The organism is Niallia sp. MER 6, from assembly GCF_023714395.1.
In the GTDB taxonomy this organism is placed as follows: domain Bacteria; phylum Bacillota; class Bacilli; order Bacillales; family Cytobacillaceae; genus Niallia.
This window is the reverse complement of record NZ_JAMAUK010000017.1, coordinates 1-21,878: the sequence shown is the minus strand read 5'-3', so window position 1 is coordinate 21,878 and position 21,878 is coordinate 1. Positions and strand designations below refer to the sequence as shown.

Genomic DNA, 21,878 nt, shown 5'->3' with positions numbered 1-21,878 from the left:
GGATATTTTGCTTATATCAAGAATATAAACAAAGGATAAAAAAGGTGAGGGAGGCTTAAGGATGAAAACAGAATTACGGAAGGTATTCGATGCTTTATCCACTATTTATGAAACACAAGTGGATAGTTCTAGTTATTATAATGCAGAGTACGAAAGACCGGGAATGCTTGCTGAAATCGCGGAGAACCTAAGCGATAAGAGCATACTGGATGCCGGCTGTGCAGCAGGCTGGTATACAAATGAACTGCTTGTTAGAGGCGCTAGCGTAACTGCGATTGACATCAGCCCGCAAATGGTTGAAGCGGCACGAAGGAGAATTGGTGAAAGGGGTAAAATTTACTGCGTGGATTTAGAGCAAGCACTGCCATTTGCGGATGCTTCCTTTGATATCATTGTCAGCTCTTTAACCCTCCATTATATCCGAGATTGGAGCAGCACATTTAAAGAGTTTAACAGGATATTAAAAAAGGGTGGTGAGATAATCTATTCTGTTCATCATCCATTTATGGATATAAAGAATGCAGGCGAACAAGGCTATTTTGAAACGGAAGCTTATGTAGATTCTTGGCATAAAGACGGACAAAAATTTGAGGTTCCGATGTACCGCAGGCCGCTGCATGCTATTATTAATGAAACAACAAAAGCATTCAAGCTAAATGCAGTAAAAGAGCTAAAGCCTACAGAGCAGCTAAAAGAATTGGCTAGGGGAAGTTATGATTACTTGATGAGTCATCCGCATTTTCTTGTTGTAAAAGGAACGAAAGAATAGCCAAGATAGGTAGCATCTTGGCTTATTTATTTATTTATTTCCTGTTTTATTAAATCTGCCGTTAAAATATACCGATCAGGCGCATCGCCTATATAGGAAAAAGGGAAACAAGTCGTTAACGTTAAAATCGGTCTGCTTTTAGGTGTTAATATATTATCAGCCGAAGCAGAAACAATATCGGTTTTTCGGATACGGTAGGTGAAAATCCCTTTTTTTGTTTGGATAATAATTTTATCATTTTTTGATACATCCTTCAAAAAACGGAAGTACGTATCACGATGTCCTGATATAATCGTATTATCACTGTCTTCAGGAGAAGCGCTGGCTGAATAATGACCAGCCCCTTTCGATAAAATATCGCTGCTTGTGCCTTCATAAATGGGCACCTTTTTATTTTGGCTCGGTGCAATTAAAACACCGAACCATTCGCCTTCTTTTAATGGTAGATCCTTTTTATCGAAAGAGGGATTGTCTGTGATGTCCTGTACAGGTATCTGCTCATGTGTTCTTAACAGAATAATGGAATTAAACACGATGAATGTCATTCCAATAATCACTAGGAAGTACGCAAGCAAAGATAGGCTATTGACAGCTTTACTTTTCATAAAGCTTTTTGCTCTTTTTACCAAGAAGGATAAAGCAGCCGATTAATACAAGCAAATAGCCGATAAATAAGTATAACGGGACTTTTGACGCTGTGTTTGGCAGCTGAGACTCATAAAGTGTTGTTAAGTTACCGCTTAATTCAGCAAGATTTACGACTTTGTCAGCAGCTGCAACAGCAAAGTTGCTTGTTAATTTCTCTGGAGAAATGACAGTATCGACAAGCAAGTCGTTATTGTTGTCGAATACTTCAAGTGCGACAGTGTCATACTGCGGTGCTTGGAGAAACTCATCTAAAGCAATTTTTTCCCGCTTGCCATTGTCATCAACAGAGTAGAAAACAGGTGTCAATTCGAGCTGTTCACTGACACTTTTCCACATCGACAGCAATGTCTCTTTGCTAGAAGCAGATAATTGCTCTTCCTGATCCATCGCAGCGAATCCTTGCAGTAATTCCTTCCAGGCTGAAATATTTTCGGCAAGTGTTTGTTTATCCAGCTTTTTAAAATGGTGGTAAAGATTTGCCGTTTCTTCTTCCGTCATTCCTGCATTGAGAAGGAATACCTCTAGACTTTGCATTTGCTCTTCGTGATTCTGGTAAAAATCAATCGCAACGTCTAAATCCTCAATAAACCAGTAATCTTGAACATTTTCATTAAATCCTGTCAGAAGAATATCAAGTTCTTCCCTTGTCATATTATAGTTTTTTAATAAGGCATCTAAGTTATTTGGCGTAATTGGTGTGCCGAGATAATCCTTCAATTCCTTAATGGAATCAAACTCCTCTACAGAGAGCTCTTTATCGCTTAAGTAGTTTTCTAAATCATCAACTGTCCAGCCGAGGGAGTCGGCAAGCTGACTGACTTCTTCACCAGTAGGAGCAGCAAACGCATCGAGCGGGTACATAACAAACAAACAGCAGGCAAGCAGTGCAAGAGTATAACCTTTAAACATAGGAAAGACCTCCAATAAATCTAATTATTGGTATTATTTGTCGTTACGAGAAAAAAATACAGTCTTTCCAAAAAAAGTGCTTAAAGTTGATTTTTTCCTTGTATTTATTCAGACAGGAAGATGAAGAAGAGAAGGGTTTTAATTGACAATGATAATCTTTATCAATAAAATATATGTATATATAAGTTGGAAAGGGGATAGAGTTATGTTTGTTGTTACACGAAATATGGTCGTAAAGGAAGGAACATCACATCTTGTTGTGGACAGGTTCAGTAAAGGGGGAATAATTGAGGAGCAGGAAGGCTTTGTCGACATTAGCGTATATGTAAAAAAAGTCCGCCGCGGTGACGAAGAAGTGCTGATATTAATCAGATGGGAATCAGAAGAAGCATGGAAAAATTGGGAAAAGAGCCCGGCACATATTGAAGGACACCGCAAAAATCTTGGCAAGCCAAAGCCGGATCATATAATCTCTGTCACTGTCGGCAAATATGAATTAAAAGCAGTTAAAAAAGGGAAGCAGTCTACAGAAGCAAATTAATAAAAAATGGGGCTGATTGGTTTTAAACACACAAAGAGCCCAAATTATGTACAGTTAAAAATTAGTGATAGAACTGTCGGTGCAAACAATCGTTAGTGTCGCATTTTTCGGGAGGGGCTCTGCTGCTCTCGTGGCGACATCAAGATCATTATTCACTGCTAGTAATGTTGCACCTAAAGAAAACACACCAAGTGCAGCGTCTTTATATGTAATCCATTCTGGCTTGGCTTTTATGTGATGCCAGTCAGAGCCTCTTTCATTTGACAGAAGATCATTAAACAGAGTCGCACTTCCAGAATGCAGACATTCTCTGGCAAATAGCAGCCCGACAGATTCATAGGAAGAAATGAAACGTTCTACATTCGCATGTTTAAAACGCTCCTTATGTGCTGCTTTACGAATTTCAACAGTAGTATGCATATTTACATGATAAGCACTGGATAAATCCTCAACGCCTAATGCAATCAGCGCAGTTGTTCCATCCGCTGCTAAATCATCCTCTATCCTTTCATCTGAGAAGATAAACACCCGTTCAGCAACAGGCAAATTTGCTTTCAGTAATGTTTTATCTTCGGCTGGATTTCCACTTATAAAGAAAACATAATCATTATCATATGGGTTTTTGGCAAGCTTGCTGTCAATCAGCACAATTGCCATCTCAGGGCTGGCGTTTTTTATCTCTTTCAGCGCTATCATTGTCTTTTTTCCATAACCAATAAAAATAATATGACCTGATTTTTTGTAGTCCAGCTTTCCTTCCTCCTTTAATCTTTTATAGTCAGAAAGCATTTGCTGCATTTTTCCGATAAAAACAGTCAATGTCATAATACCGTATAAGAAAAAGACCATTGCAAATAAGCGTCCTGGCACACTTTGAGGATAATAGTCTCCATAACCAACGGTTGTAGAAGTGACCATTGTAAACCACAAGCTATCAAAATAGGTTGGGAATGTAGCAGGCTCTAAAAAGTGAAACACCCATGCAGCACTTATTAGAACAATAATGGTAACGAGCAGTATCGCTGAAAAGCTGAAGCTGATGATCACTTTCCAAATTCGGCCAAAGAAATACATGCAAAGCCTCCTTTCTTCAAATAAAAAAACTATCAAATAATGAATATTCCCGCGAATGGCCGTTTATCCATTCCTTGCGAAAAATATATCATTAATGATAGTTTTTTAAATTAATTAGTTTTGATTAGACCATTCTTCCACATTCCAAACCTTTGTAACCCAATCTTCATAGAAATCAGGTTCATGGCAAACAAGAACAACAGTGCCTTTATAAGCTTTCAGCGCTCGTTTTAATTCTTCTTTTGCCGTCACATCTAAGTGATTCGTAGGCTCGTCAAACAATAGCCAGTTGCTTTCTTCCATCAATAGCTTGCATAGGCGCACCTTTGCTTGCTCGCCTCCGCTCAGCTGGTTTAATGGTCTTGAGATATGCTCGTTTTTCAACCCGCAACGTGCAAGGGCAGCACGTACTTGGTGCTGATCCATGCTTGGAAATGCATTCCAAACATCCTCGATTGGTGTTAAGTTTCCTGCTTTAACCTCTTGTTCAAAGTAAGAAGGGTACAGGAAGTCACCTCGTTCAATTTTTCCGCTTAACGGCTGTATTTTACCAAGCATTGTTTTCAGCAACGTAGATTTTCCGACACCATTACAGCCGACTACAGCAATCTTTTCGCCGCGCTCAATTGTAATGGACATTTTCGGCAATAGCGGAGATCCATAGCCAATTTCAAAATCTGACCCTTCAAAAACATAACGGCTGCTGCCGCGTGATTCTTTAAAGTCAAATGTCGGCTTTAAGGCAGTTTCCGGACGGTCAATGCGCTCCATGCGGTCCAATTGCTTTTGACGGCTTTTTGCACGTCCTGTTGTTGAGTATCTCGCTTTGTTTTTCGCGATGAAATCCTCTTGTTTTTTAATAAATTCCTTTTGCTTTTCGTAAGCATTCAAATGCTGGTTTTTATTAATTTCAGCAAGCTCAAGGAATTTATCATAGCTTGCAGTATATCTCGTCAGCTTCGAGAATTCGAGATGGAAGATAACATTTGATACTTGGTTCATAAACTCTGTATCATGAGAAATCAAGATAAAAGCATATGGATATTCTTTTAAATAAGAAGCAAGCCATTTAATATGCTCTACATCCAGATAGTTCGTTGGCTCATCAAGCAATAGCACTTGCGGCTGTTCAAGGAGCAATTTTGCGAGTAAAACTTTTGTTCTCTGTCCACCGCTTAGTGCTGTTACGTCACGGTCTAGTCCGATTGCATCAAGACCAAGCCCGCGCGCTGCTTCTTCAATTTTTATATCAAGTGTATAAAAGCCGCCGGCATCAAGTTTATCTTGAATAACTCCCATTTCATCAAGCAGAGCTTCCAGCTCTTCTGGAGTGGCATCGCCCATTTTCGCCGTTACTTCATTCAGCTTCTCTTCTTCCTTAAATAGAGGAAGGAATGCGTCCTTTAATGCATCGCGAATTGTTTTTCCAGGTGTAAGAACTGTATGCTGATCTAAATAGCCGTAATGAACAGAAGGAATCCACTCTACTTTGCCTGAGTCATGAATCAGCTGTCCTGTAATAATATTCATCAGTGTTGATTTTCCAACCCCGTTTGCACCAACAAGACCGACATGATCTTCCGCTAATAAACGGAAAGACACATCTTTAAATAGGGTGCGGTCTCCAAATGTATGGCTTAAATTTTCCACATTCAATAACATATTTTTGTATCCTCACTTCATTATAAAGTACATGTAAGATGACAGTTTGCTATTTCTAAAATCAATAAATAGCAGTATCCATTTCTTCATAATACTAAAATAATGAACAGAAAACTAGACTAGTTCCTTCATTTCTATTATTTTCATCTTAAATCCATTGAAATCGTTCGTCCTAGCGAGAATTTTGTCTTTGCATCAAGTGGATTTTCCTTGCCCGTTATCGTTGTTGGGTAAAGTTTATAAATGGCTGTTTTGCTGCCTAAAGAAGACCGATATTTTTCTAAATGAGACGAAGCAAGAGGTTTGTTATAGTAATCTGGTACATATTTGTTCAGCATTTCCTGCATGATATTCCTAGCTTCCTCCATATCACTTACCTTCTTTATTTCTCCGAATGCCATGATACTCCAATAAGCAGTATCCGTTTTTGCAGGAACAGGATTGCTCATTGTGCCAAGCTCTTCGCAAATGGTGAAGCAGCCTGCGGGGTTTGCTTCGATAATGCGCACCTTTCTGCCTTCATCAGCACCGTGAAAGTAAATGGCCTTGTTATACCAAACATAATTAAGGGGAATAACATAAGGTTCAGTGCCATCACTCAAGCCAAGATAACCGGTGCGGCAACTTGTTAAACAGCTGTTGATTTGTTCATCATCTGTCCATTCCATTTTTTTCTGTCTCATTTGTTCCATCCTATCCATCTCCTTCAGTGTTATGTTAGAATCATTGTAAAAAAATAGTGTCATAGAAAAAAGTGCCAGTTTGCGAAAAAAACATTGGGACAGAATGGAGAGGGAAGATGGTTTCCTGTTTTATTGAAAAAGACAAAAAAACACCAATTTATAAACAGCTGTACGATTTCTACAAAGAAGAAATGCTCAATGGGAACATAAAAGAAGGCACAAAACTTCCTTCTGTCAGATCCCTTTCTCAAACGTTAAGCATAAGTAAAAATACAGTAAATGAAGCATATCAGCAGCTTTTGGCAGAAGGATTTATTGAAAGCAGAGTCAAAAAAGGGTATTGGGTTGTCCCTAATCTTGAATATTTACCTGATACAAAGCAGGAAGTACTTCAAGAGGAGAATAAAACTATTGCAGCGAAGGAATTTACCATTGACTTTCAATACGGAGATATTGATCTAGAGCATTTCCCAATGAAAACCTGGAAAAAATGCTTACAAGACAGCTTACAGGAAAATGATAAAGAAATCCTGCTATACGGAAATAAATTAGGCAGCATTTTATTGCGAAAACAGATAGCCACATATCTTTACAAATCGCGGGGAATTCATTGCGCATATGAAGATATCGTAATATCAGCAGGAACAAATCAGCTTGTCAGAACAGTTATTTCCCTTCTTCAAAAGGATAAACTAGCTGTTGCCATGGAGAGCCCTGGCTATGATGGGGTAAAAAATACTTTCTTAACAGAAGGCTGTATGATTGTTGACATACCTGTTACAGCAGACGATGGGTACGATGTCCAAGCATTAAAAAGCAGTGGCTGCAATGCCGCGTATATCACACCATCCCATCAATTCCCCCTCGGATGTATCATGCCAGCTGCCAAAAGGTTGGAGCTGTTAAAATGGGCTGAAGAGACAAACGCTTATATTATTGAAGATGATTATGACAGTGAGTTTCGTTATGAAGGGGCACCGGTTGCAAGTTTAAAAGGCTTAGACCGGCAGGACAGAGTTATTTATGCAGGGACTTTCTCAAAATCATTTTTGCCTTCTGTTCGGATTAGCTATATGGTATTGCCAAAAAAATTATTGGAGAATCTGCATGAAGGGTTCATTGATTCCCAAAATGCTTCACCCATTTTTCAGCATGCATTAGCACTATTTATGGAAAGAGAACACTATGAGAGGCATCTAAGAAAAATGAGGAAAATCTATAAAGAAAAACATGAGATGCTGCTGTCATCCCTAAATGAGTATATGGGGGGATTTGTTAACATAATCGGTGAAAAGGCCGGATTGCATCTGCTTATAAATGTTGAAAATAAGCAGCATTCCCAATTGATTGAGGCAGCAGCACACCAGTCTATTGGCATATATTCTACTGCAAGCTATTATTCCAATAAATCAGTAGATGATTGTCCAATCATATTAGGGTTTGGAGGATTAACACTGCATAAAATAGACGAATACATAAAGCAGCTTGCGAAAGTTTGGTTTAATTAGAAGAGAAGAGGGTGGGTGCTTTTGACAGTTATATATGTAACAGCAATCATTATGCTTACAGCGATTCTATTTTTACGATTACTTGCTTATCATTTCGAAAAAAAATCACGGAGCAGCAAGTGGATAGAAACGTATTTGCGGCTTAGAAAACATAACCCGTATTATGGCTATATTTATGCCCTTGCTAATAAGGATGACAAAGCTGTTATTGCCAATTATCGCAGAGCTGTGAAACGCCCTAATCTCAGAAAGTATTATCCGCTTTTGACCATTCTATTTTGCTTTTATTTTCACAGTACGAAAGGAGTGAAGGAAGAAATAGCAAAACTTAGCAGTGATAACAATAAAAAATTTTTTATGCAGTGGTTAAAAATCAGACAAAACAACGATGAATTTAATGATTCAAGCTTAGCGTCCGATCATAAATGGATGGAATATACGATCGCTGCATTAGATTATCAAGAGCAGGGGAAATGTGATTCAGCAAATAAGCAGTTGATGAAGGCGTGCAACCATTCAAACGGAATCATATACTATATATTAGAGAAAGAACGATTAACACTGAAGTATTCCTAATTTTTAAAGATTTTTACTTCTAAAATATTGTCGGTAAAGGCGGAAGTAATAGCATTATGTTCAATCTTTTGAGGGAAATAAACTGTCCTTGATTTAATGTGATTGTCTAAAGTACGAACCCTTACAGTCAGGTAGTTGTCCTTTACAAAAATCTCCATACTATTAGGAGAGATGTATGGCAGAAGGCTTTCAGCTAAATAGTAAGAATCTGCTTCATATAAATCGACAGGAAATTCTGTTTCATCTAAATAGCTGCTAATAGAGTTATATCCTTCCATCAAGGGAAATAATTGCTCATCACTCATTGTGAATTGCTCCTTTTTGATGACAAGATATTCGCAGCTGCCGTAACCTGTGCATAGAAAATTTTTTAGCAGGCTGATGACATATCATCAGCCTGTGTTTATCTATTTATTAAAAGTCGTGTCCGCTGTTGTGCTTCTGTCTAGTATGGTTGCGGTTTTTCACTTTTTTGCTCCCGCTGAGAGGCTCAGGCTGTCCGCCGTGATGGCCTTTCGGTGAATTTTTGCGCATATCTTTACCGTCGTTTTTATTCAAGACCTTCATCTCCTTTGCCATTTGAAAAGCAGTTTGCTCTTCACTGTTTAGAATGGGAGAAATATCTCTTGTTTATACAGAATATTTTTTTGTGTCTTTGAGCAATTTAACTGTAGGATTTCTTTCCTGCTTACAACCACGATTCTTATGCAAAAATAGATAGGAGGAAATACAGTGTTTTATCACAGCAATAAACAAGAAGCTTTCCAAGCTGCCCAAAATAACATGCGTGAAACGCAGACATTATATGAAGATATTGTAAAGGATTCTGCAAGCTACGGTCATCAGCTGAAGCATCTGAAACAAGAAATTAACGAAACATATGAACAAATCGAAAATGCTTTAGAAACTGCGTCTGAACATCAGCGCAAACAGCTAGAGACATTCCAGCAAGATTTAAAAACGATTGTCAGTGAGGTAAATGATCTTTCGTAACTTTAATAGTTGCACCTTTTCTTTTGGAAAGGGTGCTTTTTTAATTAGGTCATAAGTAGCGCTTATTATAAATGATAACTTTCTTATTATTTACTTATCAAAGCTACTGTATTAAAATGAATGAGGAAATAAAAGACTAAAAAGATAGAAAGTACGAAATATTCGACTATTTTTCTATTTTTGGTATATGATTACATGGAGGGGGTAATACATATGGCAAAAGATACTTACAATGCACGTAAATCATTCGAGGTTGATGGGAAGCGTTATCATTATTATCAATTGGATGCATTGGAAAAAGCGGGAATCGGCAATGTTTCCAAATTGCCGTACTCTATCAAAGTTCTATTGGAATCTGTATTAAGACAAATGGATGGTTTTGTCATTAAAGACGAACATGTGGAAAACCTTGCAAAATGGGGAACAGATGAACTGAAAGAAATTGATGTGCCATTTAAGCCTTCAAGGGTTATCCTACAGGACTTCACAGGAGTTCCTGCAGTTGTTGACTTGGCTTCTTTAAGAAAAGCCATGGCTGATCTTGGCGGAGATCCAAGCAAAATTAACCCGGAAAAACCGGTCGATCTTGTTATTGACCACAGTGTGCAGGTTGACAAATATGGTACGCCAGATGCGTTGACTGCAAATATGGATCTTGAGTTTGAACGAAACGCAGAGCGTTACCAATTTTTGAGCTGGGCTCAAAAAGCTTTTGATAATTATCGTGCCGTTCCGCCTGCTACAGGAATCGTACACCAAGTAAATTTAGAATATTTAGCAAATGTTGTGCAAGTAGTCGAAAATGAAGATGGAGAGTTAGAAACTTTCCCTGATACATTAGTAGGAACAGACTCACATACGACGATGATCAACGGAATCGGCGTACTTGGATGGGGTGTCGGCGGTATCGAGGCAGAGGCTGGCATGCTTGGACAACCATCATATTTCCCAGTTCCAGAAGTTGTGGGTGTGAAGCTTATTGGTGATATGCCTAACGGTTCAACAGCAACAGACCTTGCTTTAAAAGTTACACAAGTGTTGAGAGGTGAAGGGGTAGTAGGCAAGTTCGTTGAATTCTTCGGACCTGGTATCTCCCAATTGCCGCTAGCTGACCGTGCGACAATCGCTAACATGGCTCCAGAATACGGAGCAACTTGCGGATTCTTCCCAGTTGATGAGGAATCATTGGCTTATATGAGATTAACAGGCAGATCAGAAGAGCAAATCAAAGTGGTAGAAGAATATTCTAAACTTAATGGACTGTTCTTTGATCCTAGTATTGAGCCAGTTTATACAAAAGTAATTGAAATTAATCTTTCAGATATTGAAGCAAACCTGTCTGGACCAAAACGTCCGCAAGACTTGATTCCATTATCGCAGCTGCAAAAAGCATTTGTTGATTCTGTGACTGCACCTGAAGGAAATCAAGGCTTCGGCTTGAAGAAAGATGAGTTTGATAAATCAGTAGATATCAAGTTTGCTAACGGGGACTCAACGACAATGAGGACAGGTTCTGTTGCAATCGCTGCTATCACTAGCTGTACAAATACATCCAACCCGTATGTGCTTGTTGGTGCTGGCCTTGTTGCCAAAAAAGCAGTGGAACTTGGCATGGAAGTGCCTAAATTCGTTAAAACTTCTTTGGCGCCAGGTTCAAAAGTAGTAACTGGTTATTTAAGAGATTCCGGCTTGCTGCCATACTTGGAACAAATCGGCTTTAACCTTGTTGGTTACGGCTGTACGACTTGTATCGGAAACTCTGGTCCATTGCGTGATGAAATCGAAATGGCAGTTGCTGATTCTGATTTGCTTGTTACTAGTGTGCTTTCCGGTAACAGAAACTTTGAAGGTCGTATTCATCCGCTTGTAAAAGCAAACTACTTGGCATCACCGCCGTTAGTTGTGGCTTATGCACTTGCGGGAACTGTTGATATTGACCTGCAAAACGAGTCAATCGGCAAAGATAAGGATGGCAACGATGTATTCTTCAAGGATATTTGGCCATCAACTGAAGAGGTTAATGAAGTGGTAAACCGCACTGTAACTCCTGAACTGTTTAAGAAGGAGTATGAGCGTGTGTTCGACGACAACGAGCGCTGGAATGAAATTCAGACTAGCAGCGATTCATTATACACATTCGATGATTCAAGCACTTATATTCAAAACCCTCCATTCTTTGAAGGGCTGAAGCCTGATCCTGAGAAGGTACTTCCGATTAAAGGGCTTAAAATTGTCGGCAAGTTTGGCGACTCTGTTACAACAGACCATATTTCACCAGCCGGAGCAATCGGTGTCAACACTCCTGCAGGTAAATATTTAAAAGCAAACGGAGTAGAGGTTCGCGATTTCAACTCTTACGGTTCTCGCCGCGGTAACCACGAGGTCATGATGAGAGGAACATTTGCGAATATCCGTATCCGTAATCAGATTGCTCCTGGTACAGAGGGCGGGTTTACGACATACTGGCCGACAGGTGAAGTGACATCCATTTATGATGCTTGTATGCAATATAAACAAGATGGAACTGGCCTAATGGTTCTTGCCGGCAAAGATTATGGCATGGGATCTTCTCGTGACTGGGCAGCAAAAGGTACGAATCTCCTTGGAATTAAAACAGTTCTTGCTGAAAGCTTTGAGAGAATCCACCGCTCTAACCTTGTGTTAATGGGTGTGCTTCCATTGCAATTCAAGGATGGAGACAGCGCAGAGTCTCTTGGTTTAACAGGTAAAGAGACGTTTAACATATATGTCGATGAAACAGTTAAACCTCGTGATTTCATTGAAGTTACTGCGACAGATGAGGATGGAAACAAGAAGACATTTGAAGTGCTTGTACGCTTTGATTCTGAAGTAGAGATAGACTACTACCGTCACGGTGGAATCTTACCGATGGTGCTTCGAGATAAATTGAAGAACTAATGATAGAAAGAGACTAATGAGTGACTAATGACTCATTAGTCTCTTTTTCTTTTAGTGGGCGTACATTCTGCTAGGTAATTAAGGAAAAGTTTGCTACTATAGATATGTAGGAAATTACCATGAAGGAGTGATTGGAATGGCGTTGACATTCGGAAAATTATTAGAAGAAGCAAGAAGCAATGTGAAAGGCATCTCATCAATTGAAGCAAAAAAACAAATGGAAGACAAACCTAATACATATGTAATTGATGTGCAGGATGCTGAGGATGCAGGAGCTTGCGGTTTAATTCCAAGCAGTGTAAACATTTCACTAGGCATGCTGCCGATTCGTGCTGATTTGGAGCTTCCTGAAGAGCTTCGCAATCCAGAATTAGCTGATCGCAACAGACCGATTCTAGTAACATGCGGTTTAGGCGGACAAGCTGCTCTTGGCGCTTATTTGCTTAAACAAATGGGATTTGCTGATGTAGCTTTCATTGAAGGCGGAACAACAGCTTGGAAACAAGAAGGCTACGAAACAGTTTAATACCGAAGGAAAAGAGGAGCGCTAAATGGTCGCTCCTCTTTATATTTTAATAGCCAAGCTCTTTATTAACCAAATTAAGTAGCTCTTTGCCTTCTTTAAATCTAGTGACATTCTCTAAAAATATATCCATATAACGATCCATGCTTTTCGGAGAATAATAGGCATTATGGGGAGATATTATGACATTCTCCAATGCCCAGAAGGGGGACTCGCTTGGTAACGGCTCCACCTCAAATACATCAAGAGCAGCACCTTTAATTCGCTGAGCTGTTAACACTTCCAGCAAATCAGCTTCTGCAATTGTATTGCCTCTGCCGATATTAATCAAGTAAGCAGATGGTTTCATAAGCTTTAGCTTCTCTTTATTTATGAATTGGTACGTTTCCTTTGTTGAAGGCAAAGCGAGAACAAGAAAATCAGCATTTTCAATGACATCATCGACTTGTTCAAGTCCAACCACCTCATCTGCAGGATCATTACTTGTTGTAATGGAAGGTCTCTTTCGGCAGCCGACTACATGCATGCCAAGAACTTTGCATCTTTTCGCAATCTCTTTGCCAATCTCTCCATATCCGATAATTCCTATAGTGGCGCCGTCTAAGTCTTGAATATCCGTATTGCTCCAGATTCGCTTGTTTTGATTACGCAGCATGGTTGGCAGCCCTCTTGCAAACCCAGAAATCATGGCAACAGTATGTTCGGCAATCGGTATAGAAGTGCAGCCCTTTGTATTAGTAATCAGTAGATTACTTTTAATTGTTTCCTCATGAAGCAGAGCATCCAGTCCAACACTTAATGATTGTACCCATTTAAGCTTTGGGGCGTTGTTCCTAATGGTAAGAGGGTCCATTAAACCTAAGGTAAGGATAATATCACACTCACTTAAATCGAAGTTCACTGCTGGTTCTTCTTTACCAAATTGCCAAGGATCAAACAAAACGGTTGCACCTAAGGCTTTTATTTTTTCGATATACTTTTTTGGTATATTGTACCTAACATAAATGACAGGGGATGATGAATCCATCAGTTAGCTTCCTCCATCGGCAAGGTGCGGATATATTGGAAGTAAGTTTCCGCAAGCCGTTTAATCGCCTCTTTAATTTTCTCCTCACTACAGTATGTGAAACAAAGTCTCATTGTGTTAAAGCCTTCGTCTTCAAGGAAGAAATGCTGTCCATCCAAATAGGAGACACCAGCAGTCATTGCAGCTTCCACAAAGTCGCTTGTATTTATGCCAGCAGGGAATGTGAGCCACAGAAAGAAGCCTCCTTCTGGTGAAACAAAGCTGACCTCGTCGCCGAAATGCTCGTTAATGGCTTCAACCATTGCCTCTTTTCTTGATTTATACGTATTGCTTAAATACTTGATATGTTCTTCGATATCCAGCTGGTCTAACACATTGTGAACAACTTCCTGTACATATACGCTAGTCAGCCCGTCTGTTTTCAAAATACGCATCTTAGTGATAATCTCACTTAATCCAATTGCCCAGCCTAAACGGATACCAGGTGCAATTACTTTAGAAAAGGTGCTTAAATAGATGACGCGCTCAGGACCGAAGGAGTGGATTGAAGGGAGATAAGTGCCTTCAAAGGAAAGCTCCACATAAGCATCATCTTCCAAAATGAAGAAATTATATTCATAAGCAAGCTCTGCGAGTTTCCTTCGTCTGTCTACAGAGAGATTGACACCGCCTGGATTATGGTAATTGGGCATGATGTACAGAAGCTTCGGAATTGGCTTTTGCTGAAGAGTGGCTTCTAATAACGCTTTTTCCACATAGTCAACCATTATTCCATTCTCATCAATCGGAAATGACCGTAATTTTACCTGCGCCAAATTAAATGTCCGAATTGCACCAAAAAAACAAGGAGCTTCAATCCAAATTTCGTCACCTGGGTCAGTGAGTGTTCGTGCCACTAAATCGATTGCCTGCATGCTCCCGGCAGTTACAAGGATTTGGTCCTCTTTTGCATGTACGTCACGGAGCTTTGATCGTTCGAGAATCCAGTTAACAATATGACTTGTGCCTGTTCCGCCGCTATAAGACATAGCACCAAACCCTTGCGTTTTCATGGCAGCTTGTGTTGCAGCAACCATCGTTTCTAATGGAAAAGACTCTGGAGCAGGAAAACCATAAGACAATGGAATAACATGGTCTAGTGAACCGGCGAAGGAGGAGCCGATAATCGGCATGTTCGGAAATCTTTTACTAAATGTAAATTGCTTTAATGAATTCATACTTTAAACACCATCCTCTTAAAAAATAATTTATTTTAAAAATTAACACTATTCAAATAATTTATAAAGTAATTTATTTCAAAAACTGCTTTTAGTAGAAAAGGATTGCTTGTTAAAGGCTAATCATAAATCCTTGATTCACTACCTCCATGTACTGTTTTGTAAATTCCTGATTTATCTTCCATGAATTGCTAATAAGCGAAGAAAATCTGACAAGATTAATGGTGCAGACATTCCTAATGGGAAAAGAAGCTGCCGATAGCAAAACTGCATGAAGCCAAGCCAGTTTGCTCCTTTCGTCAGTAAAACGTTTGGAGAATTACTGAATATAGAGCCAACTATATGCTATTTATTTCGAATATGGAAATATTAAAAGACGGCGAAAAAACGAGCATTCAAAAGAAAATAAGCAGTTAGTTTCATTTTTTACAGAATTTTCGGATTTTTATAAAAAATGAACCAAACATAAAAACAAAAGAATGTAAACGCTATCTTATAAAATATTTAAAAAATTTTAAAAAAGATATTGTATAACTATAAATAATTTCTTATAATGAATTCAAGTTAGATAATAGAACATGAATTGTGAGGTAAATTGACATGGCTGAAATTACATTAGAACAGATTCAAAGTATCATTAAAGAAAAAAATGTAGAATTATTGCATATGCAATTTGTAGATATTGAAGGGATTTTGAAAAATATCACAATTACAGCAGCTCAATTAGATGATGCAGTAGAAGGGAAAATCATGATTGATGGTTCTTCCATCAAAGGTTTCTCACCTATCAATAAATCAGATTCTTATTTAGCCCCAGATTTAAACACATTTGTTGTGTTGCCTTGGACAGAAGAAGAAGGATATTCAGAAGCACGCTTCCTTTGCTCTGTAACAAATCCAGATGGTACATTATTTGAAGGTGACACACGTAATGTTCTTAAGAAGACAGTGGCACGTGCAGCAGAACAAGGATATACGATTTCTGTAGGTCCTGAATTGGAATTCTTCTTGTTTGAAACAGATGCACAAGGTTACCCAACGACAGTCCTAGGTGACAGAGGCGGATACTTTGAGCCATCTCCTAAAGACTTAGGTGAAAAGGTTCGTGTTGAAATCTTCAAAACTTTGCGAGCAATGGGCTTTACAATTGAAGCATTGCACCATGAAGTAGCAGAAGGCCAGCATGAAATTAACTTTAAATATGCAGATGCTCTAGGAGCTGCAGACCTTGCGACTACTTACAAATGGGTAGTTAAAACAATCGCAGCACAATATGGCTTGCATGCAACATTTATGCCAAAGCCAGTATTCGGCATCAACGGTTCAGGAATGCATGTTAACATGTCGTTCTTCAAGGATGGCGAAAACATTTTCTTCGATCCGTCTGATGAACTGCAGCTTTCAAGTGAAGCTTACTCTTTCATCGCTGGTATCCTTGATAATGTTAAGAGTTTCGTAGCTGTTACAAACCCGCTAGTAAACTCTTACAAACGTCTAGTACCTGGCTATGAAGCACCAGTATATCTTGCTTGGTCTGCTTCAAACCGTTCAGCTTTAATCCGTATTCCAGCTAAAAAAGGCATGGCAACTCGCGTAGAATTGCGTTGTCCAGATCCAGCATCAAATCCATATTTGACATTTGCAGTAATAGCATCTGCTGGTCTTGATGGAGTGGAAAAAGGATTGCAAGCTCCAGCACCTGTTAACGAAGATATCTTCCACATGACAGATGCACGCCGCGAAGAGTTGGGCATCGACAGCCTACCAGGTGGCCTAGAAGCAGCTATCGCTGAACTAGAAGCAGGAGAAATCGGTCTTAAAACACTTGGAGAGCACGTATTCTATGAGTATGTTGCAGCGAAAAAAGAAGAGTGGGATAACTACCGTACACAAATCCATGCTTGGGAAATTGAAAACTACCAATTTAAATTCTAATAGTTTGATAGATAAGAGAGGGCATCAGCCCTCTTTTTTTTGTTGTGCTATCTTAGTAGTTTATGTCAAATGCTTCTTCGCAAAAATACAATTCCGATAAAATAAGAAGGAGATTTTGTCTATCGATTATTTATTTTTGCTAGCGATATGATACAATAAATACATTGGATAACAAGTGCATCCTTGTTTATCTATGTCAATAATTTCAGTTACAAGGAGAATTAAAGAATGGGAAAAGTTTTAGTTTTTGGTCACAAAAATCCTGATACGGATACGATTTGTTCTGCTATCGCTTATGCAGAATTGAAAAAAGCTTTAGGTGTAGAAGCGGAAGCTGTACGCCTGGGAGAAATCAATGGCGAAACAAAGTTCGCTCTAGATTACTTCAAAGCTGAAGCTCCAAGATACATACAAAAGGCGTCAGAGGAAACAGATTCTGTAATTCTTGTAGATCACAACGAATTCCAGCAAAGTGTGGAAGATATTAAAGAGGTTTCTATCCTGGAAGTTATCGACCACCACCGTATTGCTAACTTTGAAACAAGCGATCCTTTATATTATCGCGCTGAGCCTGTTGGCTGTACTGCTACAATTCTTAACAAGCTTTACAAAGAGAACAATGTTGAAATCAAAAAAGACATTGCAGGTTTAATGGTTTCTGCAATTATTTCCGATTCATTATTGTTTAAATCTCCAACTTGCACAGATCAGGATGTTAAAGCAGCACAAGAGCTTGCTGAAATTGCTGGCATTAATTTGGACCAATATGGTTTGGACATGCTTAAAGCTGGTGCAGATTTAAGCGACAAAACAGTAGAGCAACTAATCAGCCTTGATGCAAAAGAATTTCCAATGGGGTCATATAAAGTGGAAGTTGCTCAAGTTAATGCAGTGGACACAAATGATGTACTTGCTAAACAAGGCGAACTGGAAGATGCATTAAATAAAGTGATTGCTGACAAAGGGCTTGATTTATTCTTGCTTGTTGTAACAGATATCTTAAACAATGATTCTGTTGCCCTCGCACTTGGAACGAAAACCAGTGCAGTGGAAGCGGCATTTGGCGTAAAACTTGAAAATAACACAGCCTTGCTTAAAGGTGTTGTATCACGCAAAAAACAAATCGTTCCTGTATTAACAGAGGAATTATCAAAATAATCCATAATAGTAAAAAGAACTTGCTTGTGTAAGTTGATCATAAAGATCACTTATTCAAAGGCAAGTTCTTTTTTTATGTGCGTGTTTACGATAATATCAAAGTAAAGATATGACTAAAAAACATTTCCCCCAGAGATGTAATAGGGAGCTGAGGAAGTTTGCCAAAGGATAAAATTCTTGTTATTGAAGATGAACAAAAAATCGCAAGAATCATTACGATGGAGCTCGAATACGAAGGTTATGAAGTTCACGCAGAGCATTCCGGTGTTAAAGGTTTAGAGAAAGTGCTTGAGGGAGGCTGGAGTCTTGTCTTGCTTGATGTAATGCTGCCAAAATTAAGCGGTTTAGAGGTCTTAAGAAGAATCCGCAATGCAGCTGTGCATGTTCCGGTTATTCTTTTGACTGCAAGAGATTCTATTCCAGACAAAGTAGCAGGCCTTGATTTAGGGGCAAACGACTATATGACAAAGCCATTCCAAATAGAGGAGCTGCTTGCCCGAATTCGGGCAAGCCTTCGCGTCAGCAAGATGCAATGGAAACAAGAGCAGGAAAAAGTGCTAGAAGTGGATGATTTAAAAGTATTTGTCAAATCTTATTCCGTAAAGCGTGCAGACATCGATATTGAACTGACACCAAGGGAATTTGAGCTGCTTCTTTATTTAATGGAAAATAAAAATATTGTGTTAAGCAGAGAACAAATTATGAATCATGTTTGGGGTTATGATTTTATGGCAGATACAAATGTGGTGGATGTTTATATAAGATATTTACGCAAGAAAATCGATTATCAATTTGATAGACAGCTGATTCAAACAATTCGCGGGGTTGGCTATGTCATTAAGGAATCTTCTATATGAGAGTCAGAACGCGCATCCAAGTTTTTTCAACATTGCTGCTAATCCTAATGATGGTTTGTCTTAATACGACCATTTACTTCGTTTTTCAAAAGGAAATCCTTAAAAATGAAGTGAACGAAACAGCAGGCAAGTTGATGCAGGCAGCAGGAAATCTTGACAGTGCAACAACAGAAATGACGAGAAATTCCCTCCTGCGTGCCTTCGTCCCGGCAAATGGAATGATTCGTGCAATTGACGAAAATAATGCAGTGATTTTTACAAGCACGAAAGAATCAAGCTATGCTGATATAGACCATTCCTTTTCAGCTGGCCAATCGGAAAACGTTCTAAAACAAGATGGAAGCTCGTTTGCCGTTGCTTCACTGCCAGTCATCTGGAATGACGGCAGTGTAGTAAAGCTGGAGATGGCTGAAAATATCGACAGCTCACTGCGTATATTGGATGTATTAAGACTGATTCTGATAATCGGGACTGTTCTCGTTATATTGCCGACTTTTTTGGCTGGAAGATTGCTATCAAGTTTCATATTGACACCAATTCAGTCTCTTATAAAAACAATGGAGGAGATCCAGTCAAAGGGCAGTTTTCAAAAGCTTGAATTGCAAGACAGAAGTAAGGATGAATTGTATCAGCTTGGGAACACCTTTAACAAAATGATATCTATATTAGAATTGCAATATGATAAGCAAAAACAATTTGTCTATGATGCCTCGCATGAATTGAAAACTCCGCTTACTGTAATTGAAAGCTATGCCAGCATGCTGAAGCGCTGGGGAAAGAATAAGCCTGATGCTTTAGAGGAAGGAATAGATGCCATTTTATCAGAGGCGGTACGTATGAAGGAAATGACAAATGAAATGCTTGAGCTGGCAAAAGCCGATGATCATCTTGTCTTGCATTTGGAAGACTTTGAGCTGAATAAGCTTTGCATCAAGACTGCGAAGAATATGGAAATGGCGACAGGACGGATCGTGTTAGTTGAAAAGGCAAGCACGCCAGTCATTCTGTATGGTGATAAGCAAAAAATAAAGCAGCTTCTTCTTATTCTCCTTGATAATGCCTTTAAGTATGGAGCAAATACAGTGAAATTGGCAGTGAACACTACACAAGAGAATATTATTTTAAAGGTTGAAGATGATGGCATCGGTATTGATAAAAAAAAGCAGCCGTTAATATTTGACCGCTTTTACCGTGCTGATATGTCGAGAAATCGGGAAAACGGCGGTGTTGGGCTAGGACTGTCGATCGCAAAACTTATCATGACTGCTCATGATGGTATGATTGAAGTGGAAAGTGAGTTAGATAAAGGAACAACGTTTACATGTATGTTCCCTGCAGGACAAAAGGCGGTGGACAAATGATGAACAAGAAGAAACTTCTCCTCATTAGCAGCTTCCTCCTGATTATTGTCCTATTGGTTTTAGGGTATTTTATCTTCTTCGCCGATGAAAGCAGTACTTTAACAGAGGATGCGGCAAAAGATTTTGTCTTGTCTAATTATGGAGGCACAGTAAGTAGTGTTTCACAAAGGGATGGAGAATCAGGACCTTCTTATCAAATCATTTTTGAAACAGACAGTGGTGTATACAATATAGTGCTTAACAAAAAGACAGGCAAAGTGGAGACCTTAATTCAACAATCTGTGAAGGATACTACCGACAAAGCTAGTCTCATCCAAGAAGAAGAGGCAAAAACGTTGATACAAGAGCAGATAACAGGTGATTTATTGACAATTGAAGAAACAAACCAAGATAGTATTTCCTATTATTCTTTTATTATTAAAACAGAAGCTAAAGACACAGCCTATTTGCTAGACAGGGAAACTGGAGAAATTAAAGAAGATGCGGCAGACGGAACTACAGAATATATCTCAAAGGAAAAAGCAGAGGAAATAGCTTTACAGGAAATCGCAGGAACTGTTTCAGAAATCGATATGGAAGAGGATGAAGATTTCGGTCTCGTTTATGAATTGGAAATAGAAGCGGAAGGCGATAAAGAAGTAAAAATGTATATTAATGCCTATACAGGTGCCATTGAATCAATTAATTGGGACAATGATTAAAACGCTCCGATGAATTCTCATCAATTTCTCATATTTCTGCTAAAGTCTTATCATTTTCTCAGGATAGGATAGAAGTATAAGAAAAAGGAGGAATTAAAAAATGAATACAATAAAAAAAGCGTGGAGCAAAATTATACAAACTAAATGGTTAAAATACGGTATCGGTGCAGCAATCATCGGTTTTGGCGGAGCAGCTGCATATGACCTGATTGATGACAGAGATGTCTATGCAAACGGTGGTATTGTAAAAAGCTTTACAGCAGAAACGGCGGCTGTATCAAAACAAGAGGCTGCTGAAATTGCTTCAAAAGAAAAGAATAGTGCTGTAGAAGAGGTAGAGCAAGAGTATACGGAAACTGGAGCAGGTGTATACCAAGTAGAATTCGCTGATGACCAAGATGATATATATGTCGATTCAGAAGACGGCACCATCATTACAAAGGAAATGCTTGCTGATAAAATTAAAGTAACAGAAGAGCAAGCGAAAGAAATAGCATTAAAAGAAGCAGATGGCACCATTACAGAATTTGAGTTAGATGATGATAACGCTCAATTCATTTATGACCTAGAAGTAACAGCAAAGGATGGCATGGAAACAGAGCTGAGCATTTCAGCAGAAACAGGAAAAATATTAAGTAAAGAGCAAGACAGGTTTTAATCTGACTATAAGAAGCAGCCTCATTTAGGCTGTTTTTTTAAAAGATAAGAAAGTATAAAAATTTGGGTCTACCACAGTCATTTAAGCTGTGGTATTTTCATTTTATGGAGACCAATATATTGAGAAGAATATTTTTTGATAAACACCAACATTGGGAAG

The 21,878-nt window shown here is 38.8% G+C and carries 22 protein-coding genes; 13 read left to right on the top strand and 9 right to left on the bottom strand.

The window, feature by feature from the left end; genetic code table 11:
* Positions 1–61 precede the first annotated feature (61 nt).
* Positions 62–769: a class I SAM-dependent methyltransferase gene (locus tag M3600_RS18230; protein ID WP_251646994.1), complete on the top strand. Its 708-nt coding sequence runs from the start codon at positions 62–64 to the stop codon at positions 767–769.
* Positions 770–795: 26 nt separating this feature from the next.
* Here the strand turns inward: M3600_RS18230 and M3600_RS18225 are convergent, their stop codons facing one another.
* Complete coding sequence (locus M3600_RS18225) at positions 796–1,374, bottom strand: class D sortase (protein WP_251646992.1); 579 nt, start codon at positions 1,372–1,374, stop codon at positions 796–798.
* Positions 1,364–2,326 carry a processed acidic surface protein gene (locus tag M3600_RS18220; RefSeq protein WP_251646990.1) on the bottom strand — a complete coding sequence of 321 codons (963 nt, stop codon included), beginning with the start codon at positions 2,324–2,326 and terminating at the stop codon, positions 1,364–1,366. The genes M3600_RS18225 and M3600_RS18220 overlap by 11 nt, the downstream gene beginning before the upstream one ends.
* A 205-nt stretch (positions 2,327–2,531) precedes the next feature.
* On the opposite strand from M3600_RS18220, the gene M3600_RS18215 reads away from it, so the two are divergent.
* Positions 2,532–2,867 (top strand): antibiotic biosynthesis monooxygenase, encoded by a 336-nt coding sequence (locus M3600_RS18215; RefSeq protein ID WP_233314025.1) that lies wholly within the window; start codon positions 2,532–2,534, stop codon positions 2,865–2,867.
* 54 nt (positions 2,868–2,921) lie between these two features.
* Here the strand turns inward: M3600_RS18215 and M3600_RS18210 are convergent, their stop codons facing one another.
* From M3600_RS18210 to M3600_RS18200, 3 genes are all read right to left on the bottom strand, one after another.
* On the bottom strand, positions 2,922–3,941 hold the full coding sequence (locus M3600_RS18210) for a potassium channel family protein (RefSeq protein ID WP_251646988.1): 1,020 nt from the start codon (positions 3,939–3,941) through the stop codon (positions 2,922–2,924).
* 114 nt (positions 3,942–4,055) lie between these two features.
* Positions 4,056–5,603 carry an ABC-F family ATP-binding cassette domain-containing protein gene (locus tag M3600_RS18205; protein ID WP_233314023.1) on the bottom strand — a complete coding sequence of 516 codons (1,548 nt, stop codon included), beginning with the start codon at positions 5,601–5,603 and terminating at the stop codon, positions 4,056–4,058.
* Between the two features lie 143 nt (positions 5,604–5,746).
* Positions 5,747–6,295: a pyridoxamine 5'-phosphate oxidase family protein gene (locus M3600_RS18200; RefSeq protein WP_251646986.1), complete on the bottom strand. Its 549-nt coding sequence runs from the start codon at positions 6,293–6,295 to the stop codon at positions 5,747–5,749.
* A gap of 107 nt (positions 6,296–6,402) precedes the next feature.
* On the opposite strand from M3600_RS18200, the gene pdxR reads away from it, so the two are divergent.
* Together pdxR and M3600_RS18190 are read left to right on the top strand one after the other, a co-directional pair.
* The gene (gene pdxR, locus M3600_RS18195; protein ID WP_251646984.1) at positions 6,403–7,794 is read left to right on the top strand and encodes a MocR-like pyridoxine biosynthesis transcription factor PdxR; all 1,392 of its coding nucleotides are present in this window, start codon (positions 6,403–6,405) and stop codon (positions 7,792–7,794) included.
* Between the two features lie 21 nt (positions 7,795–7,815).
* Positions 7,816–8,370 (top strand): hypothetical protein, encoded by a 555-nt coding sequence (locus M3600_RS18190; RefSeq protein ID WP_251646982.1) that lies wholly within the window; start codon positions 7,816–7,818, stop codon positions 8,368–8,370.
* On the opposite strand, the gene M3600_RS18185 is transcribed toward M3600_RS18190, so the two are convergent.
* A complete protein-coding gene (locus tag M3600_RS18185) occupies positions 8,367–8,675 on the bottom strand; it encodes an Hsp20/alpha crystallin family protein (protein ID WP_251646980.1) in 309 nt (102 codons plus the stop codon). The two genes, M3600_RS18190 and M3600_RS18185, sit on opposite strands and share 4 nt — an antisense overlap.
* A gap of 109 nt (positions 8,676–8,784) precedes the next feature.
* Positions 8,785–8,937 (bottom strand): small acid-soluble spore protein P, encoded by a 153-nt coding sequence (locus M3600_RS18180; RefSeq protein WP_233314759.1) that lies wholly within the window; start codon positions 8,935–8,937, stop codon positions 8,785–8,787.
* Positions 8,938–9,102: 165 nt separating this feature from the next.
* Here M3600_RS18180 and M3600_RS18175 point away from each other — a divergent pair, with 165 nt between their 5' ends.
* The 3 genes from M3600_RS18175 to M3600_RS18165 all read left to right on the top strand — a co-directional run bounded on the left by M3600_RS18175 (position 9,103) and on the right by M3600_RS18165 (position 12,808).
* Positions 9,103–9,363 carry a hypothetical protein gene (locus tag M3600_RS18175; protein ID WP_233314018.1) on the top strand — a complete coding sequence of 87 codons (261 nt, stop codon included), beginning with the start codon at positions 9,103–9,105 and terminating at the stop codon, positions 9,361–9,363.
* A gap of 213 nt (positions 9,364–9,576) precedes the next feature.
* On the top strand, positions 9,577–12,282 hold the full coding sequence (gene acnA / locus M3600_RS18170) for an aconitate hydratase AcnA (RefSeq protein WP_233314017.1): 2,706 nt from the start codon (positions 9,577–9,579) through the stop codon (positions 12,280–12,282).
* Positions 12,283–12,418: 136 nt separating this feature from the next.
* Positions 12,419–12,808: a rhodanese-like domain-containing protein gene (locus M3600_RS18165; RefSeq protein WP_233314016.1), complete on the top strand. Its 390-nt coding sequence runs from the start codon at positions 12,419–12,421 to the stop codon at positions 12,806–12,808.
* A 46-nt stretch (positions 12,809–12,854) separates the two neighbouring features.
* Here M3600_RS18165 and M3600_RS18160 read toward each other — a convergent pair whose 3' ends face one another.
* Entirely contained in the window at positions 12,855–13,832 is a 978-nt protein-coding gene (locus M3600_RS18160; RefSeq protein WP_237941334.1) for a D-2-hydroxyacid dehydrogenase, read from the bottom strand.
* Positions 13,832–15,049: an aminotransferase-like domain-containing protein gene (locus tag M3600_RS18155; RefSeq protein ID WP_237941335.1), complete on the bottom strand. Its 1,218-nt coding sequence runs from the start codon at positions 15,047–15,049 to the stop codon at positions 13,832–13,834. The genes M3600_RS18160 and M3600_RS18155 overlap by 1 nt, the downstream gene beginning before the upstream one ends.
* A 600-nt stretch (positions 15,050–15,649) precedes the next feature.
* On the opposite strand from M3600_RS18155, the gene M3600_RS18150 reads away from it, so the two are divergent.
* From M3600_RS18150 to M3600_RS18125, 6 genes are all read left to right on the top strand, one after another.
* Positions 15,650–16,984, top strand: a complete 1,335-nt coding sequence (locus M3600_RS18150; RefSeq protein ID WP_237941336.1) for a glutamine synthetase family protein — start codon at positions 15,650–15,652, stop codon at positions 16,982–16,984.
* A gap of 228 nt (positions 16,985–17,212) precedes the next feature.
* Positions 17,213–18,142: a manganese-dependent inorganic pyrophosphatase gene (locus tag M3600_RS18145; protein WP_233314012.1), complete on the top strand. Its 930-nt coding sequence runs from the start codon at positions 17,213–17,215 to the stop codon at positions 18,140–18,142.
* 158 nt (positions 18,143–18,300) lie between these two features.
* Positions 18,301–18,999, top strand: a complete 699-nt coding sequence (locus M3600_RS18140; protein WP_251646978.1) for a response regulator transcription factor — start codon at positions 18,301–18,303, stop codon at positions 18,997–18,999.
* Entirely contained in the window at positions 18,996–20,360 is a 1,365-nt protein-coding gene (locus tag M3600_RS18135; RefSeq protein ID WP_251646976.1) for a sensor histidine kinase, read from the top strand. The genes M3600_RS18140 and M3600_RS18135 overlap by 4 nt, the downstream gene beginning before the upstream one ends.
* Positions 20,357–21,061, top strand: a complete 705-nt coding sequence (locus M3600_RS18130) for a PepSY domain-containing protein (protein ID WP_251646974.1) — start codon at positions 20,357–20,359, stop codon at positions 21,059–21,061. The genes M3600_RS18135 and M3600_RS18130 overlap by 4 nt, the downstream gene beginning before the upstream one ends.
* 100 nt (positions 21,062–21,161) lie before the next feature.
* Positions 21,162–21,719: a PepSY domain-containing protein gene (locus M3600_RS18125; RefSeq protein ID WP_233314008.1), complete on the top strand. Its 558-nt coding sequence runs from the start codon at positions 21,162–21,164 to the stop codon at positions 21,717–21,719.
* Positions 21,720–21,878 lie beyond the last annotated feature (159 nt).

Excerpts from the sequence above, each read along its gene's own strand:
- M3600_RS18230 (WP_251646994.1), top strand. The coding sequence starts at position 62 with ATGAAAACAGAATTACGGAAGGTATTCGATGCTTTATCCACTATTTAT.
- M3600_RS18225 (WP_251646992.1), bottom strand. The coding sequence starts at position 1,374 with ATGAAAAGTAAAGCTGTCAATAGCCTATCTTTGCTTGCGTACTTCCTA.
- M3600_RS18220 (WP_251646990.1), bottom strand. The coding sequence starts at position 2,326 with ATGTTTAAAGGTTATACTCTTGCACTGCTTGCCTGCTGTTTGTTTGTT.
- M3600_RS18215 (WP_233314025.1), top strand. The coding sequence starts at position 2,532 with ATGTTTGTTGTTACACGAAATATGGTCGTAAAGGAAGGAACATCACAT.
- M3600_RS18210 (WP_251646988.1), bottom strand. The coding sequence starts at position 3,941 with ATGTATTTCTTTGGCCGAATTTGGAAAGTGATCATCAGCTTCAGCTTT.
- M3600_RS18205 (WP_233314023.1), bottom strand. The coding sequence starts at position 5,603 with ATGTTATTGAATGTGGAAAATTTAAGCCATACATTTGGAGACCGCACC.
- M3600_RS18200 (WP_251646986.1), bottom strand. The coding sequence starts at position 6,295 with ATGGAACAAATGAGACAGAAAAAAATGGAATGGACAGATGATGAACAA.
- pdxR (WP_251646984.1), top strand. The coding sequence starts at position 6,403 with ATGGTTTCCTGTTTTATTGAAAAAGACAAAAAAACACCAATTTATAAA.
- M3600_RS18185 (WP_251646980.1), bottom strand. The coding sequence starts at position 8,675 with ATGAGTGATGAGCAATTATTTCCCTTGATGGAAGGATATAACTCTATT.
- M3600_RS18180 (WP_233314759.1), bottom strand. The coding sequence starts at position 8,937 with ATGAAGGTCTTGAATAAAAACGACGGTAAAGATATGCGCAAAAATTCA.
- acnA (WP_233314017.1), top strand. The coding sequence starts at position 9,577 with ATGGCAAAAGATACTTACAATGCACGTAAATCATTCGAGGTTGATGGG.
- M3600_RS18165 (WP_233314016.1), top strand. The coding sequence starts at position 12,419 with ATGGCGTTGACATTCGGAAAATTATTAGAAGAAGCAAGAAGCAATGTG.
- M3600_RS18160 (WP_237941334.1), bottom strand. The coding sequence starts at position 13,832 with ATGGATTCATCATCCCCTGTCATTTATGTTAGGTACAATATACCAAAA.
- M3600_RS18155 (WP_237941335.1), bottom strand. The coding sequence starts at position 15,049 with ATGAATTCATTAAAGCAATTTACATTTAGTAAAAGATTTCCGAACATG.
- M3600_RS18150 (WP_237941336.1), top strand. The coding sequence starts at position 15,650 with ATGGCTGAAATTACATTAGAACAGATTCAAAGTATCATTAAAGAAAAA.
- M3600_RS18145 (WP_233314012.1), top strand. The coding sequence starts at position 17,213 with ATGGGAAAAGTTTTAGTTTTTGGTCACAAAAATCCTGATACGGATACG.
- M3600_RS18135 (WP_251646976.1), top strand. The coding sequence starts at position 18,996 with ATGAGAGTCAGAACGCGCATCCAAGTTTTTTCAACATTGCTGCTAATC.
- M3600_RS18130 (WP_251646974.1), top strand. The coding sequence starts at position 20,357 with ATGATGAACAAGAAGAAACTTCTCCTCATTAGCAGCTTCCTCCTGATT.
- M3600_RS18125 (WP_233314008.1), top strand. The coding sequence starts at position 21,162 with ATGAATACAATAAAAAAAGCGTGGAGCAAAATTATACAAACTAAATGG.